The sequence below is a fragment of the Pseudomonas sp. Os17 genome (assembly GCF_001547895.1).
Taxonomy (GTDB): domain Bacteria; phylum Pseudomonadota; class Gammaproteobacteria; order Pseudomonadales; family Pseudomonadaceae; genus Aquipseudomonas.
This window is the reverse complement of record NZ_AP014627.1, coordinates 2,427,939-2,444,848: the sequence shown is the minus strand read 5'-3', so window position 1 is coordinate 2,444,848 and position 16,910 is coordinate 2,427,939. Positions and strand designations below refer to the sequence as shown.

The 16,910-nt window shown below is 66.5% G+C and carries 13 protein-coding genes and 1 riboswitch; of the genes, 12 read left to right on the top strand and 1 reads right to left on the bottom strand.

Annotated features, from left to right (window positions below; genetic code table 11):
- Positions 1–701 precede the first annotated feature (701 nt).
- The 10 genes from POS17_RS11015 (at position 702) to POS17_RS10970 (ending at position 12,112) form a co-directional block, all read left to right on the top strand.
- Positions 702–1,556, top strand: a complete 855-nt coding sequence (locus POS17_RS11015; protein WP_060838565.1) for a MurR/RpiR family transcriptional regulator — start codon at positions 702–704, stop codon at positions 1,554–1,556.
- Between the two features lie 2 nt (positions 1,557–1,558).
- Positions 1,559–2,203 (top strand): isochorismatase family cysteine hydrolase, encoded by a 645-nt coding sequence (locus POS17_RS11010; RefSeq protein ID WP_060838564.1) that lies wholly within the window; start codon positions 1,559–1,561, stop codon positions 2,201–2,203.
- The gene (locus POS17_RS11005; RefSeq protein ID WP_060838563.1) at positions 2,200–3,555 is read left to right on the top strand and encodes a glutamine synthetase family protein; all 1,356 of its coding nucleotides are present in this window, start codon (positions 2,200–2,202) and stop codon (positions 3,553–3,555) included. The genes POS17_RS11010 and POS17_RS11005 overlap by 4 nt, the downstream gene beginning before the upstream one ends.
- Positions 3,539–4,291, top strand: a complete 753-nt coding sequence (locus tag POS17_RS11000; RefSeq protein WP_060838562.1) for an N-formylglutamate amidohydrolase — start codon at positions 3,539–3,541, stop codon at positions 4,289–4,291. Before POS17_RS11005 ends, POS17_RS11000 begins: the two co-directional genes overlap by 17 nt.
- 184 nt (positions 4,292–4,475) lie before the next feature.
- Positions 4,476–5,825, top strand: a complete 1,350-nt coding sequence (locus tag POS17_RS10995) for an APC family permease (RefSeq protein WP_060838561.1) — start codon at positions 4,476–4,478, stop codon at positions 5,823–5,825.
- Between the two features lie 168 nt (positions 5,826–5,993).
- Positions 5,994–7,010: an arginine N-succinyltransferase gene (locus POS17_RS10990; protein WP_060838560.1), complete on the top strand. Its 1,017-nt coding sequence runs from the start codon at positions 5,994–5,996 to the stop codon at positions 7,008–7,010.
- 49 nt (positions 7,011–7,059) lie between these two features.
- The gene (locus tag POS17_RS10985) at positions 7,060–8,100 is read left to right on the top strand and encodes an arginine N-succinyltransferase (RefSeq protein WP_060838559.1); all 1,041 of its coding nucleotides are present in this window, start codon (positions 7,060–7,062) and stop codon (positions 8,098–8,100) included.
- A 54-nt stretch (positions 8,101–8,154) separates the two neighbouring features.
- Positions 8,155–8,357, top strand: a riboswitch (cobalamin riboswitch).
- A 98-nt stretch (positions 8,358–8,455) separates the two neighbouring features.
- Positions 8,456–10,432 carry a TonB-dependent receptor plug domain-containing protein gene (locus tag POS17_RS10980; protein WP_082729843.1) on the top strand — a complete coding sequence of 659 codons (1,977 nt, stop codon included), beginning with the start codon at positions 8,456–8,458 and terminating at the stop codon, positions 10,430–10,432.
- Between the two features lie 11 nt (positions 10,433–10,443).
- Positions 10,444–11,196 carry a (2Fe-2S) ferredoxin domain-containing protein gene (locus tag POS17_RS10975; RefSeq protein WP_060838557.1) on the top strand — a complete coding sequence of 251 codons (753 nt, stop codon included), beginning with the start codon at positions 10,444–10,446 and terminating at the stop codon, positions 11,194–11,196.
- A complete protein-coding gene (locus tag POS17_RS10970) occupies positions 11,189–12,112 on the top strand; it encodes an ABC transporter substrate-binding protein (RefSeq protein ID WP_060838556.1) in 924 nt (307 codons plus the stop codon). The genes POS17_RS10975 and POS17_RS10970 overlap by 8 nt, the downstream gene beginning before the upstream one ends.
- A 167-nt stretch (positions 12,113–12,279) precedes the next feature.
- On the opposite strand, the gene POS17_RS10965 is transcribed toward POS17_RS10970, so the two are convergent.
- The gene (locus POS17_RS10965; RefSeq protein WP_060838555.1) at positions 12,280–13,362 is read right to left on the bottom strand and encodes a diguanylate cyclase; all 1,083 of its coding nucleotides are present in this window, start codon (positions 13,360–13,362) and stop codon (positions 12,280–12,282) included.
- Positions 13,363–13,665: 303 nt separating this feature from the next.
- Here POS17_RS10965 and hglS point away from each other — a divergent pair, with 303 nt between their 5' ends.
- Positions 13,666–15,060: a 2-oxoadipate dioxygenase/decarboxylase HglS gene (hglS, locus tag POS17_RS10960; protein WP_060838554.1), complete on the top strand. Its 1,395-nt coding sequence runs from the start codon at positions 13,666–13,668 to the stop codon at positions 15,058–15,060.
- A gap of 141 nt (positions 15,061–15,201) precedes the next feature.
- Positions 15,202–16,605, top strand: coding sequence for an FAD-binding oxidoreductase (locus POS17_RS10955; protein WP_060838553.1), 1,404 nt, complete (start codon positions 15,202–15,204; stop codon positions 16,603–16,605).
- Positions 16,606–16,910: the final 305 nt, after the last annotated feature.

Below are 16,910 nucleotides of genomic sequence, written 5' to 3'. Positions count from 1 at the left end.
GCCGCTGCCGCAGGCTGCGAACGGCTCCGTAGGAGACGCTAAACCTGCATACCCACTGTTCCTGAACCACCGCGCCGCCTGGTTTTGCGAGCGCTAGCGCTCGTTCGCAGCCTGCGGCAGCGGCTACAAGGAACCAGCCTGCGCACCTGGGTTTTGGCGTTGGCTTTTGATCTTGATCTTGATCTTCAGGCCCCTTCCCAGCAGGCCGAGCGCAGGCGTTGCGTAGGGGGCAGCTCGGCAGGGATGCCGAGCTAGCCGCCGCCCGGCCATGGATGGCCGGTTGGCGGCGGGCCCCCGGAGCAATGCCGGAGCTCGGGCACCCCGAGCCTCAGCGAGGGGCCGTATGGAGGGGCAAGACTTTTTGCTTACTTTTGTGTCGTTTGACAAAAGTGAGTCGCCGTAAGGGCGAAACCCTAAGTAGCCGCACCCGCAGCAACGGATATGTACCCCGTGGCACAGCCCCCTAAAGACGAAACCACCAGCAGCCACACCCTCAGCAACGGATGTACCCCCCATCCCACCCACTGCAAGAGCGCCCCACTGCCCCAACCCCCTGCCCCCTGCCCCCTGCCCCCAACCACGCCCCATTTCAGGGCATTTTGCTATCAAGCAACTTTTCACTAGACATGTAGCGTCCATTACATAAATATCAATTTCACCTTTTCATGAAATAAAACCGACATCACATTCCAAGGCACCCGATGCCCTCTCTCAAAGACCTGATCACCGACTCGGCCCTCGACCTGACACCCGCGGAGCGCAAGGTGGTGCGTGCGCTGCTCGACCACTACCCGCGCAACGGCCTGGGGCCGATGTCGCGCCTGGCGGAACACGCCGGGGTCAGTGACCCGACCATAGTGCGGCTGGTGAAGAAGCTCGGTTTCAGCGGCTACGGCGAGTTCCAGGAAGCCCTGCTCAGTGACATGGACGACCGCCTGCGGTCCCCCAGCACCCTGCTCCGCCCCCGGGCGCAAGTGGCCCAGGGCGACACCTGGGGCCGCTACCTGGCGGACAGCCAGCGCGCCCTGCAGGACACCCAGGCCCTGACCCAGCCCGAAGACGTGCGCGTCCTCGTGGACTGGCTGCAGGACAGCCGCCACGCGGTGTACTGCTTCGGTGGACGCTTCAGCAGCTTCCTCGCCCACTACCTGCTCAACCACCTGCGCCTGATGCGCCCCGGCTGCCTGTTGCTGGAGGACAATGCACAACTGCCGGACCGTCTGTTCGATATCCAGCGCCAGGACCTGGTGCTGCTGTTCGACTACCGCCGCTATCAGTCCCAGGCCCTGCGGGTGGCCAGCGCGGCCAAGGCGCGCCATGCCCGGGTGGTGCTGTTCACCGACATCTACGCCTCGCCGCTGCGCGAGCTGGCCGACCTGATCATCAGCGCCCCGGTGGAGTCCCTGTCGCCATTCGACACCCTGGTGCCGGCGCTGGCCCAGGTCGAGGCGCTGATCGCCTGCCTGACCCCGCGCAGCGCCCATCTTGATCAACGCCTGGAGGGTATCGATGCCCTGCGGGCGCAATTCGATACCCATGTGCTGGAGGAAAAATAAGGATGTTCAGCCTGCCCCACCGTTCGCCCCGGGACCTGCCCTTCGTTGTCGATCACACCGCCCTGCTGCTGGTGGACATGCAGCGGGCGTGGCTGGAGCCGCAGTTCGACCCGCACTTGCAGGAGCCCGAGGGCCAAGCCTTTTTGCAGCGCGCCCGGCAACAGGTGATTCCCAACCAGCAACGCCTCCTGGCCGCGGTACGCGAAGCGCGGCAGAACGTGCTGCACACCCTTATCGAAAGCCTGACCGCCGACGGCCGTGACCGCTCCCTGGATCACAAGCTGTCGAACATGCACCTGCCCAAGGGCAGCCCCCAGGCGGCAATCATCGACGAGCTGACGCCGGTGGAAAACGAGATTGTCCTGCCCAAGACCTCCTCCGGGGTGTTCAACTCCACCAACATCGACTACGTGCTGCGCAACCTGGAAACCCGCCACCTGATCGTCGCCGGGATCGTCACCGACCAGTGCGTGGACATGGCGGTGCGCGACGCCGCCGACCGCGGCTACCTGGTGACCCTGGTGGAGGACGCCTGCGCCACCTACAGCGATGCCCGGCACCAGGCCTGCCTCAACGCGATCAAGGGCTACTGCTGGATCACCGACACCGACACCGTGCTCGGCCGCCTGCGGGAGATCCGCGGATGAGCCGCGGCCAGGGCATCGAGGCCCTGACGCCCGTGGCCATGACCAGCATCGTCACCACCGACCTGATCGGCGTCACCCGGGGCCGTTCCTTTCCCAGCGACGAGCTGGAGCGCTACCGCCTCGGCGGCTGCGGCTGGGTGCCGGCCAACAGCGCGCTGACGCCCCAGGACCTGATCGCCGAGGACAACCCCTGGGGCGCCTACGGCGACCTGCGGCTGATTCCCGACCTGGACAGCCGGGTCACTGTCGGTGCCGGACCGGATGCCACGGCCGCGCCCCTGGACTTCATTCACGCCGACATCTGCGAGACCGATGGCCGGCCCTGGGCCGCCTGCCCGCGCACCCTGCTGCGCAACGAGGTGGCACGTTACCGTGAACTGGGCATCCAGATCACCGCCGCCTTCGAGCACGAGTTCAACCTCGACAGCGGCAGCGCTCAGCGCGAGCACCTGGCCTTCTCCCTGGAGGCCCAGCGCCAGGGCGCGGCCTTCGGTGGCTGGTTGCTGTCGGCATTGCGCGCGGCCGGGGTCGAGCCGGAAATGTTCCTCCCCGAATACGGCAAGCAGCAATACGAGATCACCTGCCGCCCGACCCAAGGCCTGGCCGCCGCCGACCGCGCGGTGAACGTGCGCGAGATCACCCGGGAAATTGCCCGGCAGTTGGGGCAGCGGGTCAGCTTCGCCCCCAAGACCGCCGCCGACGCGGTGTGCAACGGCGTGCACCTGCACCTGAGCCTGCAGGACCTGGACGGCACCCCGCTGCTCTACGATCCCCAGGCGGTCAGCGGTGACGACCTGTCGCGGCTGGGCCAGCACTGGGCCGCTGGGGTGCTCAAGCACCTGCCGGCGCTGTGCGCCTTTACCGCGCCGACGCCCTTGTCCTACGAGCGCCTGCAGCCCCATCACTGGAGCGCCTCCTACGCTTGCCTGGGCCTGCGCAACCGCGAAGCCTCTCTGCGCATCTGCCCCACCGTGGACATCGGCGGCAAGCCACTGGCGCCGCAGTACAACCTGGAGTTCCGTGCCCTGGACGCCACCGCCTCGCCACACCTGGCCATGGCGGTGATCCTGATCGCCGGACGCCTGGGCATTGAACAGAAGCTGGCGCTGAACGCGGTGACCGACAAGGTCCCCGATGAGCTGAGCGCCGAACAGCGCCTGGCCAGCGGCATCGTGCCCCTGCCGGGCAGCCTGCCCCAGGCCCTGGATTACCTGCGCAGCAACACGGAGTTGCTGCAGGCTCTGCCGGAACCGCTGCTGAGCACCTACTTCGCCGTCAAACAAAAGGAAGTGTCCCTGACCGAGCACCTGACCGCTGCCGAACTCTGTGAGCACTATGGACACCTGTACTAAATCCGCCGAGCACGGTTTCTACACCGAGCCGGCCTACCGCCTGCTGCGGGAAGACTCCGAGCATCCGCTGATCCTGGTGTGCGAGCACGCCAGCCACTACATTCCACCGCCCCTGCACGACCTGGGCCTGGACAAGGTGGCGGCCCGCGAGCACATCGCCTGGGACCCGGGCGCCCTGGAACTGGCCCAGAGCCTGTCCCAGGCCCTGGGCGCGACCCTGATCGCGGCCAACTATTCGCGCCTGCTGATCGACCTCAACCGGCCGCGCCACGCCCCCGACAGCATCCCGCTGCAGAGCGAGATCTATCAGGTGCCGGGCAACCAGCACCTGGACGAGGCGACCCGCGAATACCGCCGCCAGCAGCTGTTCACGCCGTTTCACCAGCGTCTGCAGCGCATCATCGACCGGCGCCTGGCCGCCGGCCGCGAAGTGCGGGTGGTGGGGATCCACAGCTTCACGCCGATCTACTACAGCCAGCCGCGCTCGCTGGAAGTCGGCGTGCTGTATGGCAACGCCACCGCCTACGCCGCGCGAATACTGGAAGGTTTGTGGACCCTGCCGATAAAGGTGGCGGGCAACCAGCCTTATGAAATCGACCCCTTGAGCGACATGACCGTGCCGGTGCACGGTGATGCCCGGGGCCTGGAATCGGTGCTGATCGAGGTGCGCAACGATCTGCTGCGCAGCCCCGAGGCCGTGCAGTGCTGGAGCGACCGCCTGGCACCGCTGCTGTAACCCGGATAGCAAGAGGATTGAACGCAACCAAGACCGTTTGCCGGACGGCAACGACAACAAGAAAACAAGCTGTGGTGTGTCTTTAACCCTGCCAGGTTCAAACACAAGCCGGCGCACGAGGTGTCCATGACGACCCTCGGCGCCGACTTCGTCCACTTACATTGGCTACAAGGAGAACCGCTTCATGGAGATTGAAGAATTCGGCTACAAACAGGAACTCAAGCGCGGGCTGAGCCTGCGTGACCTGGTGGTCTACGGGATGATTTTCATGATCCCGATCGCCCCGTTCGGGGTCTACGGCTACGTCAACCAGGAAGCCCCGGGCATGGTGCCCCTGGCGTACATCATCGGCATGGTGGCGATGGTCTTCACCGCCCTGAGCTACGGCGCCATGGCCCGCGCCTTTCCCATTGCCGGCTCGGTGTATTCCTACGCCCAGCGCGGCCTCAACCCGCATGTCGGCTTTCTCGCCGGCTGGCTGATGCTGCTGGACTACCTGCTGATCCCGCCGCTGCTCTACGTCTATGCCGCCATGGCGCTCAACCACCTGTACCCGGAAGTGCCCAAGGTCGGCTTCATCCTGGCGTTCCTGGTCAGCGCCACCTTCGTCAACCTGCGGGGCATCACCTTTACCGCGCGGATGAACATCCTGTTCCTGCTGGCGCAGCTGGTGGTCCTGGGGATCTTCCTTTTCTACGCCTGGAACGCCCTGCACGGGGGTGCCGGCAACGGCCAGCTGACCCTGGCGCCGCTGTACAGCCCGGACCACTTCCACTTCGGCATGCTGATGCAGGGCGTGTCGATCGCGGTGCTGTCGTTCCTCGGCTTCGACGCCATCTCGACGCTCGCCGAAGAGGTCAAGGGCGATCCCGGCCGCAGCGTCGGTCGCGCCGCGCTGATCACCCTGGTGGTGATGGGCGCGATCTTCGTGGTGCAGACCTGGATCGCCACGGACCTGGCCGCCGGCATGGGCTTCAAGTCCGCCGACACCGCCTTCTACGAGATCGCCGAACTGGCCGCCGGCAGCTGGCTGGCGACCCTCACCGGGGTGGCCACGGCGCTGGCCTGGGGCGTGGCGGTGGCCATCACCTCGCAAGCCGCGGTGTCGCGCCTGCTGTTCGGCATGGCGCGGGACGGCAAGCTGCCCAAGGTGCTGGCCAAGGTGCACCCGAAACACAACACCCCGCACATCAGCATCTACCTGGTGGCGGTGCTGTCGCTGCTGATCTGCTACCTGTTCATCAACTCGGTGGACACCCTGACGTCGCTGGTCAACTTCGGCGCCCTGAGTGGCTTCATGCTGCTGCACATCACGGTGATCAACTTCTACTGGCGCCGGCAGAAGTCCGGCCAGGTGATCCGCCACCTGATCTGCCCGGTGATCGGCTTCGTGATCGTCTGCGCCATCATGTACAACATGGGCGTGGACGCGCAGAAACTCGGCGCCATCTGGATCCTCGCCGGGCTGGTCTACCTGTTCCTTTTGAACAAGCTGGGCAGCGCCGCGGCCCTGCCCGATCCGCTCAAGCCATAAGCCCCCAGCGCGGCGCCGGATGGCGTAGCGCGCCCCCGAGAGCCGCCGTCAAGAGCGGCCCGGGGACCGGCCGCCGGATGCCGCGGCCGTGCAACTGCGTGGTCATCGACAGTGATGTCTGGCCGATGTTCGCCCCGGGCGAACGGCCCTTGATACAGGAGTACACCCATGCTGGCCTTGCGTCCGGTGGCGTTATCCGATCTGCCTCAATTGCTGCGTCTGGCCGGCGCACGCCTGCTGGGCGTGACTTCGCTGGTGGATGACGAAACCTGCCTGCGGGAGAAGATCCTCGACTCCCTGGCGTCCTTCGCCAAGGTCGAGGCCCGCCAGGGTCCGGAAAACTACTTTCTAGTGCTCGAGGACCAGGACAGCGGCCAACTGCACGGCTGCTCGGACATCCTCGCCACCGCCGGCTTTGCCACGCCCTTCTACAGCCTGCGCAACCGCCCCTTCATCAGCAGCTCGCGAGAGCTGAACATCGAACACGCCGTGCCGACCCTGTCGCTGTGCCAGGACCTCAGTGAACAGACCCTGCTGCGCAGCTTCCATGTCGATCCGGCGCTGGCGGGCACGCCCCAGGCGCAACTGACCTCCCGCGCGCGCCTGCTGTTCATCGCCGCGCATCCCTGGCGCTTTGCCGACAGTTGCATCAGCGAGATCGTCGGCTACAGCGACGCCGCCGGCCAATCGCCCTTCTGGGCAGCGGTGGGCCAACACTTCTTCGACCTGCCCTATGTCGAGGCCGAACGCCTGTGCGCCTTGCAGGGCCGCGGCTTTCTCGCCGAACTCATGCCCCAGTACCCGCTGTACATCCCGATGCTGCCGCAGCCGGCCCAGGACTGCATCGGACGCATTCACCCAGCAGCCCGGGAGGCCTGCGACATCCTCGTCGACGAAGGCTTCGCGCCCACCCAGTACGTCGACCTGTTCGATGCCGGCCCGACCCTGCAGGCCCGCAACAACCAGCTACGCTCGATCATTCAGAGCCGGGTCGCGGTCAGTTACCTGAGCCCGCAGAGCGGCCAGGGCCGCTACTGGCTGCTGAGCAACGACCGGCTGCAGGGCTTTCGCGCGATTGTCGTGCCCCTCGACGAAGCCCCAGGCGACGTGGTCGGCCTGGATCACTCGATGTTCCAGGCCCTGCAATTGACACCGGGCGAGCCGGTGCGCGGGGTGGCGTTATGAGCCGACCCCGGTTTTACCGCTGCCCCCGGCAGCGCCAAGGAGCGGTGCCATGATCGTCCGTCCGGTGCGCGTCAGCGATCTGCAAGCGCTGCTGAAGCTGCTGCAGGGCAGCTGTCGCGAGTTGAACAACCTCTCCACCGATCCCGAGCGCCTGGCTCATCGGCTGCGCTGGGCCCAGCGCACCTTCGCCAACCAGGTGGAACGGGCCGATGCCGACTACCTGTTCGTGCTCGAGGACGACGACCAGCAAGTGATCGGCGTCTGTGCCCTGAGCGGCGCCATCGGCCTGCGCGAGCCCAGCTACAACTATCGGCTGGGCATCACCCGCGGCCGCGCCCCGGAGCTGGGCATCGACAAAGAGATTCCGACCCTGTTCCTGTGCAACGAGATGACCGGGCAATCCCTGCTCTGCTCGCTGTACCTGCGCCACGACCAGCGCCAGGGCTACACCGGGCGCCTGCTGTCCACCGCGCGCCTGCTGTTCGTCGCCGAATACCCGCAGCTGTTCGGCGACAAACTGGTGGCCGAGCTGCGGGGCCAGCTCGACAGCCAGGGCCGTTCGCCGTTCTGGGACAGCCTGGGGCGGCACTTCTTCAAGATGGACTTCCAGCAGGCCAATCGCCTGTCCAGCCAGGGCGGCAAGTCCTTCATCTCCGAACTCATGCCGCGCCAGCCGCTGTACACCTGCCTGCTCAGCCCCGACGCCCAGGCCGCCATCGGCCAGGCCCACCACAGCACCGAACAGGCGGTGAGCATCCTGCGGGACGAAGGCTTCAACCATCAGGGCTGCATCGACATCTTCGACGGCGGGCCGCTGATCGAGGCCGAGGTGACGAAGATCCGCAGCGTGCGTGAAAGCCAGACCCTGCCCCTGCTGGTGGGCACTCCGGACGCGCAGGCGCCGATGTGGCTGATCCACAACCGGCGCCTGGAGAACTGCCGCATCACCGCCGCTCCCGGGCGTCTGGTGTCCGGTTGCCTGCTGGTGGACCGCCTGACCGCCAAGCGCCTGCAATTGCAGCCCGGCGACACCGTCAGGGCGGTGCAAGCTGCAAGCTCCAAGCGGCAAGCTCCAAGCAACAGCTTCTAGATCGCAGCTTTTATCTTGCAGCTTGCCGCTTGGAGCTCGCCGCTTTGCTGCGTAACATGCCGTCCAGTTTCAGGTGCCTCATGCCGCCGTGCATGAGGTGAAACGGGAAACCGGTGCGCCCCTTCAGGGCTAGTCCGGTGCTGCCCCCGCAACGGTAAGCGAGTGCTGCATTCAACACGCCACTGTACCCAAGGTATGGGAAGGCGAATGCCGCCACACTCGTCAGCCCGGAGACCGGCCTGAAACCTGTGTTTGGCAATCCTGCGGTGGGCGGGCATGGGCCGGTAAGGTCGCGTGCCCGTGGCCGATACCTTCTCCTGCGTGCTTCCCGAAGACACTTTCGAGAAGACCAAAAATGACAACACCTGACACCTTCCGCGTGCGCCCCTTGGCCACGCGTCGCCGCACGCCATGCGGCGCCTTGCTCGGCTGCCTGTTCAGCCCCCTGCTGCTGGCGGACGACACGCCGCTGACACTGGAGCCGCAGTCGATTTCTGCCCCTTCGGTGGAGTCCACCGCCGTGGCTGAAATGGCCCGCTACGGCAGCAAGCTGGAGATCATCGATCGCCAGCAGATCGAACGCGCCGGCCCCAGCAGCGACATCACCCGGGTCCTGCAGATGTACGTGCCCGGGCTATACGTGGCGCCCAAGAATGGCCCGTTCGACTACGGCACCTATTCCCTGCTGGGGGGGCGCAACGACGACACCCTGATCCTGCTGGACGGCGTGCGCCTGAACAACCGCCTGTACGGCGGCCTGTACTTGGACACCCTGCCGGCCAACGCCATCGAGCGCATCGAGGTGCTCAAGGGCGGCCAGAGCCTGCTGTTCGGCACCCAGGCGGTGTCCGGGGTGATCAACATCGTCACCCGCAGCCCGCAGACCCGCGACGTCTCCGGCGAGGTCAACCTGGGCCTGGACAGCTTCATGGGCAGAAGCGGCGATGCCCGCGCCGAACGCATCGTCAGCAACGGCCTGGGCGACCTGGGCCTCTTGGCCTATGTCAGCCACAACGTCTCCGACGGCTACCAGCCATTTCGCAACAGCGCCTACAGCCCCAGCACCCGGGACAAGAAACGCGGCTATGAAGTGACCACCTTCGGCGCCAAGGCGATCCAGGGCTTTGCCGACGACTCGCGGCTGGAGCTGTTCTACCAGTACAGCGACGCCAACCTGGATTTCGCCCGCCCGCTGAACAACAAGAAGACCACCAACGACCGCATCCAGCAGATCGCCACCGCGACCTTCGAGCAGCGCCTGGACCAGCGCTTCAGCTACTTCGTCAAAGGCCACGTCAACGACTGGGACACCCGCTACACCCGCATCAACAGCACCACCAGCGGCGCCACCCAGGTGATCAACCACAACGACTACTGGGGCTTCACCGACTGGGGTCTGCAGGCCGAGGGCAAGGCCGAACTGGACGGCGGCCATGTGCTGGTGTTCGGCAGCGACAACCAGTGGTTCAAGGGCCAGGACGACGTGCTCAAGATCGACGACAACAGCGCCCAGGCCAACGCCCTCTACGCCCAGTTGCGCCCGGTCGTGGCAGCCCTGCCCGACTGGCACCCGAGCATCGGCGTGCGGCACGAGAAGATCAGCGGCGGCGAAAGCGCCACGGTGGGCATGCTCACCTCGCTGTATGACCTCTCACCCCACTGGCAACTGCGCGGCCAGTTCGGCAGTGCCTTCAAGCTGCCCAACGCCGAGCAACTGTTCGCCAATGAGGAGGATGAAAAGGGCAACCGCCAGCTCAAGCCGGAAAAGAGCGTGAATGCCGAGCTGGGCCTGGACTACAAGGGCAGCCTGCTGGCCGGCGACTTCAACGCCAGCGGCACGCTGTTCCAGCGCAAGATCGACGACCTGATCGCCCTCGACGGCATCGACTGGGTCAATGGCGACGGACGGATCAAGGTCCGCGGCATCGAGGTCGATGGGCGCTGGCAGTTCAGCCCGCAATGGACCCTCTCGGCGGACATGACCCGCAACCTGGTTCAGTCGCGCAACGGCGTGACCCTGAGCAACATCCCCGGCTTCTTTGCCCGCTCGCGGCTGGGCTTCGAGTCCCTGGACCGTATGTGGGGCGTGGGCGGGGCAATCCGCTACATCGGCCAGATCGACAGCCCTAAGCAGATCGACTACGGCCACTACTCGGTGGTCGACGCCGATGCCTATCGCTACCTCGACCCGGCCCAGCAGCATCGCCTGAGCCTGCTGGTGGAAAACCTCTTCGACCGCGACTACAGCACCAGCATCGCCAGCAACAACCCGCGGGTGGATAACCTGGGGCGCCCCTTGACCACCGAGCTGCGCTACACCTACCGCTTCTGAGGACGACGACCATGCACAAGGATTATCAACGCGTGCTGTTCGTCGGCCCCGGCCTGAACAGCGGGGCCCTGGGCGAGGCGTTTCGCCGCGAGCTTGCGCTGCTGCGGGGCATTGACGCCGGCACCCGGGTGATCGACACCCTGGACGGCTTCGACAGCCTCTGGGCCGCCATTGACGAGCCCTTGCACGAGAACGGCGCGGCGCTGCTGGTGGTGGACCTGGAGCCCAGCTCCGACAGCGCCTACCTGGATTGGCTGCGCGACGAACTGGGGCGCCTGGCCCGCGCCCACCCGCAAGCGCCGCAACTGTGGGTCACCGCCCAGGCCCTGGGCCGCCGCGGCCTGGACGCGGCCCTGGCCTGCGCCAGCATCGACCAGCGCGAGCGCCATCTGCCCTGCGACAAGGTCAACGCGGTGCCCAGCGACCCGGACTGGTCGCGGGTGCCGCCCCATGCCCGCCAGGTGTTCCTCTGCACCGGCCCGCGCTGCGTGCGGCGCGGCGCCCTGGCGTTATGGAAAACCCTGCGCCGAGAACTGCTGCGCCTGGAGCACATGGAGACACCCGGTGGCGTGCTGCTGACCCGTACCGCCTGCCAGTTCCCCTGCAACCTGGGGCCAGTGTTGACGGTGCACCCGGATGGCTGCTGGTACCGGGTCGCCGATGACGCCCAGGTGCTGCGCCTGGTGCAGGAACACCTACTGGCAGGCGCGCCGGTGGCGGACCTGCTGATTCCCTCGCCTTACGCAGGCGCGACAGATGCCTAGAACGACCACCATCGCCCCGCTGCTCGGCCTCCTGCTCGGTCTGGCCGGCACGCCAGCCCTGGCGACCCCCTATGAAAACTGCGGCCAGCGCTGGGAGATCGCCGCGCCGCCCCAACGCATCGTCGCCCTCAACCAGCACAGCGCCGACCTGCTGCTGGCCCTGGGCGCCGGGCCGTCGCTGATCGGCGTGGCCTACCTGGACGACGATGCCGGCGCCGACGGGCACTACCACGGCATACCGGTGATCGCCCGGCAATATCCCTCGGCAGAGGTGCTCTACAGCCTCAAGCCCGACCTGGTGGTGGGCGGCTTTGCCTCGGCGTTCCCCGAGTCCTTCAGTTCCCGGCAGCGCCTGGGTGCTATCGGCGTGGCCAGCTACCTGCTGGAGTCGGCCTGCGCCGGGCACAACGAGGACTACTTCGGGCATATCCGTCACGACCTGCTGACCCTGGGCCGGCTGTTGCGCCAGGACGCCCGGGCCGCGCAACTGATCGCCGAGCAGCAGGCCGACCTCGATGCGGCGGCGGCCCTGTATCAGGGGCGCGACAGGCCTGCGGTGTTCTACCTCGACAGCGAGGTCAACGGCCTGGCCAGCCAGGGGCGGCGCGGTTTTGTCGGGGTATTGCTGCAGGCCGCCGGCGCGCGCAACAGCTTCGCTGCCATCGACCGCCCGCGCCTGACGGTCGACAGCGAAACCCTGCTGAGCAACGACCCGGACGTGCTGCTCCTGGCGGACGCCCTGTGGTCACCGGCCACGCGCAAACGCCAGCTGCTGCAGCGTGACCCGGTGCTGTCGCGGCTGCGGGCGGTGCGCGAGGACCGGCTGATCGACATCCCCTTCAGCCAACTGGTGCCGGGCATCGCCAGCGGCCGCAGCGCCCTGGAGCTGGCCCGGCGCCTGCACCCCGCCCCGTAGGCGCCGGCTTGCCGGCGAAGCGAGCACCGCCAACCCCGCGACGCGCCACCCGACGCCTTCGCGGGCAAGCCCGCTCCAACAAGCCGGCTTGCCGGCGAACGGAACAGCGCCAATCACACGGCTTACCTGCCGACGCTTTCGCCGGCAAGCCCGACAAGAGGCAGGTATTACAGAGGATTCAACACCCTGCGCGATGGCTGTTCCGGCCGATGGCAGTTGACGTTGTTGCGACCGCCGCTCTTGGCCACGTACAAGGCCTGATCGGCATCGTTGAGCCAGTCCATGGCTTCGCCATGCCCGGGACTGAAGGCCGCCAGGCCAATGCTCAGGCTGACCTGCAAGGCCGGGCTCTGTTCATCCCCCAGGCTCGCAAAACGTCCGCGCAAGGCCTCCATCCGTTCGGCGGCCTGCTCCAGGGGCACATCCGGGAGGATCACGCAGAACTCATCGCCGCCATAACGCCCGGCCTGATCGCTGGCCCGCAGGTTCTGCCTGAGAATCTTGCTCAACTGGCGCAGCACCCCATCCCCGGCCACATGGCCGTAGGTGTCGTTGATGGCCTTGAAGTGATCGATGTCAATCAGGGCGATGGCGCCGCCGCGCCCCTGGCGCGTGCAGCGCTGGAACTCGATTTCCAGCTGGTCCTTCCAGGCCCCGTGATTGAGCAGCCCGGTCAGGCTGTCGGTGCGACTCAGGGCCAGCAGCTCGCGCTTGTGCCGCCCCAGGGTGGCCGCCTGGCGGTAGCAGATGTAACCCAGGGTCATGGGGTACAGGGTCAGCATCGGCAGACAGGCGTACAGCTGCAGCGGCGTGGTCTGGGCGACGAAGGACAGGCCGAACAGCCACAGGCCCAGGCCAACGCCCAGGGCCTGGGCCAGGCTGCCGGCGAGAAAGAAGCGCACCCCGCCCAGGGCGATGTTGTTCATCGCCATCATCCCCAGGGTGGTGGCCAGCGGCAGCGGATTGAAGTGCATGGCCGCGACCCAGAACCCGCCGAGCAAGGAGTCCACCAGCAGGTTGCGGTACTCGGCGCGAAACGGCACCCGCGACCAGCGCGCCCACTGATAGGCCAGGTGCGGCCAGACCAAGGCGTTGCACAGCATCAGCCCCCAGACCCAGGGCGCCGGTTGCAGCGGCCACATCCCGGCGGCCACGCACAGCAAGCCCAGGCTCAGGCCCAGAATCCGCGATTTATACAGCCTCCTGGCCAATGACAGTCCCTTTCCTCTGGTGTACTGCGCAGGGGCCAAGTTGCCTCCGTCCAGCGATGGGAAAGATGCGCGAGCGATAGCGGCGGGATCGACCGGTGCAAGTCTAGACACACGGTTTCAAAACGCCATCAGTGTACACAGCCTGCCCGCTCCGGTCGGGCCCGCTGAGCGGGAATCTGCCAGCCCGCCCCGACAGGCGCTGCGAGCCAGCGGCCCCATGCATTCGTTTGCAGAATGAAGTTCAGAGGAAACTTCGTTTGTCAGCCCCGGCACCGGCCAGCAGAATCGAGGCCGATCCGTACCTCTCTCGCTTCGATATCCACTGCCACGGGAACCCTGTCCATGAGCAACCAGCGCTTCGTCAGTCCTGACCTGATCCGCCAGGGATTTTCCCGGGCGATGTCGGATATGTACCGCGAGGAGGTGCCGCTCTACGGCGCCCTGATGACCCTGGTGGCCCAGGTCAATGCCCAGGTCCTGGAGCAGCAGCCGGCGATCGCCCAACACCTGCAGCGCAGCGGCGAACTGCAGCGCCTGGACCTGGAGCGCCACGGCGCCATCCGCGTCGGCACCGCCGCGGAGCTGGCGACCCTGGCCCGGTTGTTTGCGGTGATGGGCATGCAGCCGGTGGGCTACTACGACCTGACCCCGGCCGGGGTGCCGGTGCATTCCACGGCCTTTCGCGCGGTCCACGAAGAAGCCCTGCAGGTCAGCCCGTTCCGGGTCTTCACCTCGCTGCTGCGCCTGGAACTGATCGACAACCTCGAACTGCGAGGCTTTGCCCAACAGGTGCTGGCCCAGCGCCAGATCTTCACCCCCAAGGTGCTGGAGCTGATTGAACAGGCCCAGGCCGAAGGCGGACTGGATGAAAACGACGCCCAGCGCTTTATACAGGAAGCCCTGGAAACCTTCCGCTGGCACCACCACGCCACGGTGACCGCCGCCCAGTACGCCAGCCTCAGCGCCCAGCACCGGCTGATCGCCGACGTGGTGGCGTTCAAGGGCCCGCACATCAATCACCTGACCCCACGCACCCTGGACATCGATGAAGTGCAACGGCTGATGCCCGCGCACGGCATCACCCCCAAGGCGGTGATCGAGGGCCCGCCGCGCCGGGACTGCCCGATCCTGCTGCGCCAGACCAGTTTCAAGGCCCTGGAGGAACCCGTGGCCTTCAGCGACCAGACCGACACCCAGGGCAGCCACAGCGCGCGTTTTGGCGAGATCGAACAGCGCGGCGCGGCGCTGACTCCCAAGGGCCGCGAGCTCTACGACCGCCTGCTGAACGCCGCCCGCGACGCCCTTGGCGACTTCCCCAACGAAGCCAACGCCCAGCGCTACAACCAGCTGATGCAAGAGCACTTCAGGGCGTTTCCCGACAGCCACCCGGCCATGCGCGAACAGGGCCTGGCGTACTTTCGCTACTTCGTCAGCGAACCCGGGCTCGCGGCCCGCGCCGAGCCCCAGCGCCCCACCACCCTGCCGGCCCTGCTGGCAGCCGGCCACCTGGGCTTCGAGCCCCTGGTCTATGAGGATTTCCTGCCGGTGAGCGCCGCCGGGATCTTCCAGTCCAACCTGGGTGACGACAGCCAGAGCCACTACGCCGAGCACTCCAACCGCCAGGCCTTTGAAAACGCCCTGGGCCGCGCCACCCTCGACGAGCTGCAGCTGTACGCCCAGACCCAGCAACGCTCCCTGGAGCAGTGCGCCGCCACCCTCGGTCTGCCGACGCTGTAAGCCGCGCCCGGCATCGACCCCGGGGTCGATGCCGCCCTCCTCCCTGCGCGTTCGCCCATGGTCACGGACCCGCCGCGGCGTTATTCTGCCGCCATTTGCGCCCCTCCGGCGGCGCGCCACCACCAGGGATGGACACGGCGAATGAGATTCGCGATCGGCCTGTTTTTATGCGCGGCACTCTGCAATGCACTCACCACCCACGCCGCAGAAACCGTCAACGACATCACCCAGCTCAACCCCATCGTGGTCGATCAGGTGGTGCGCCCCACCACCCTGGAGCAGATCGTCAAGCAGGTGGCCGAGCACCCCGGGCCCATCGCCATCGGCGGCGGGCGCTACAGCATGGGCGGCCAGACCGCCACCGAGCACGCCCTGCAGATCGACATGCGCGGCTTCAACCAAGTGCTCGACTTCTCCAAAGAGCGCAAGGAAATCACCGTGCAGCCGGGCATCACCTGGCGCGCCGTGCAGGACTACATCGACCCCCACGACCTGTCCGTGAGCATCATGCAGAGCTACGCCAACTTCACCGTCGGAGGCGCCCTGAGCGTCAACGCCCATGGCCGCTACATCGGCTACGGCCCGCTGGTGAGCTCGGTGAAAGCCATCAAGCTGGTGCTGGCCGACGGCCAAGTGGTGGACGCCAGCCCGCAGCACAACAGTGAGCTGTTCTACGGCGCCATCGGCGGCTACGGCGGCCTGGGGGTGATCGTCCAAGCCACCCTGCAACTGAGCGACAACGTGCGCCTGCTGCGCAGCGTCGACGAAATGCCCCTCGGCGACTACCGGCGCTACTTCCAGACCCAGATCCACAACAACCCCAAGGTCATCCTGCACAACGCGGTGCTCTACCCCGACCGGTACCAGACCCTGCGCGCGGTGTCCTACAGCCAGACCGAGCTGCCGGTCACGGTCAAGGAACGCCTCACGCCCCTGGACCAGAACTACTGGAAAGAACAGAAGGCCCTGAAAGTGGTGAGCCAGTGGCCCGGCGGCAAGACCCTGCGCCAGGAAGTGATCGACCCCCTGGTGCTGAAGAAACCGCAAGTGTCCTGGCGCAACCACGAAGCCAGCCTCGACGTGCGCGAACTGGAACCCGAGTCCCGGGCCCAGCGCACCTACGTGCTGCAGGAATACTTCGTGCCCCCCGACCAGTTGGAAAGCTTCATCCAGGAGATGGGCGCGACCCTGCGGGCGCACAAGGTCAACGTGATCAACCTGTCGATCCGCCACGCCAAGACCGACCCCGGCACCCTACTGGCCTGGGCCAAGACCGAAGTCTTCGCCCTGGTGCTGTACTACCAGCAGAGCACCGCGCCGGAGGAACGCAAGGAAGTCGGCGAATGGACCCGCGCCCTGGTGGACAGCGCCATCCAGCACGGCGGCAGCTATTACCTGCCGTACCAGATCCACGCCACGGCGCAGCAGTTTCGCGCGGCCTATCCACGGGCCGGGGAGTTTCTCGCGTTGAAAGCCCGGGTCGATCCGCAGAACAAGTTCCGCAATAAGTTGTGGGATGCGTATGGGGTGGGGGCGCGGCCTTGAGCGCTTGAGTGCAAGCACGCTGTTCAATCATCAGCCGCGTCCAGGGTAGAAGCCTGCAAACACAAGGCGTCATACAATAGCGCGCCAACGCCGTTGCAGCGGATCACCCTGCCCCGCTATCCTTCGCCCGCCGCTGCATAATCAGCGGCCGGGCCTGGAAACCCGCAAGTGCAAAAGGCGCTACAGCAGCGCCCAGACCATCAACTGCAGGCGCTTTTTTTGTGCCTGCGTTCTTGTGTCATGGCGGCTGTACGTGGGAGACCTTCGGGTCTGCCGGGTTCCTTTTGCCTCGGTTTTCCAGCCCG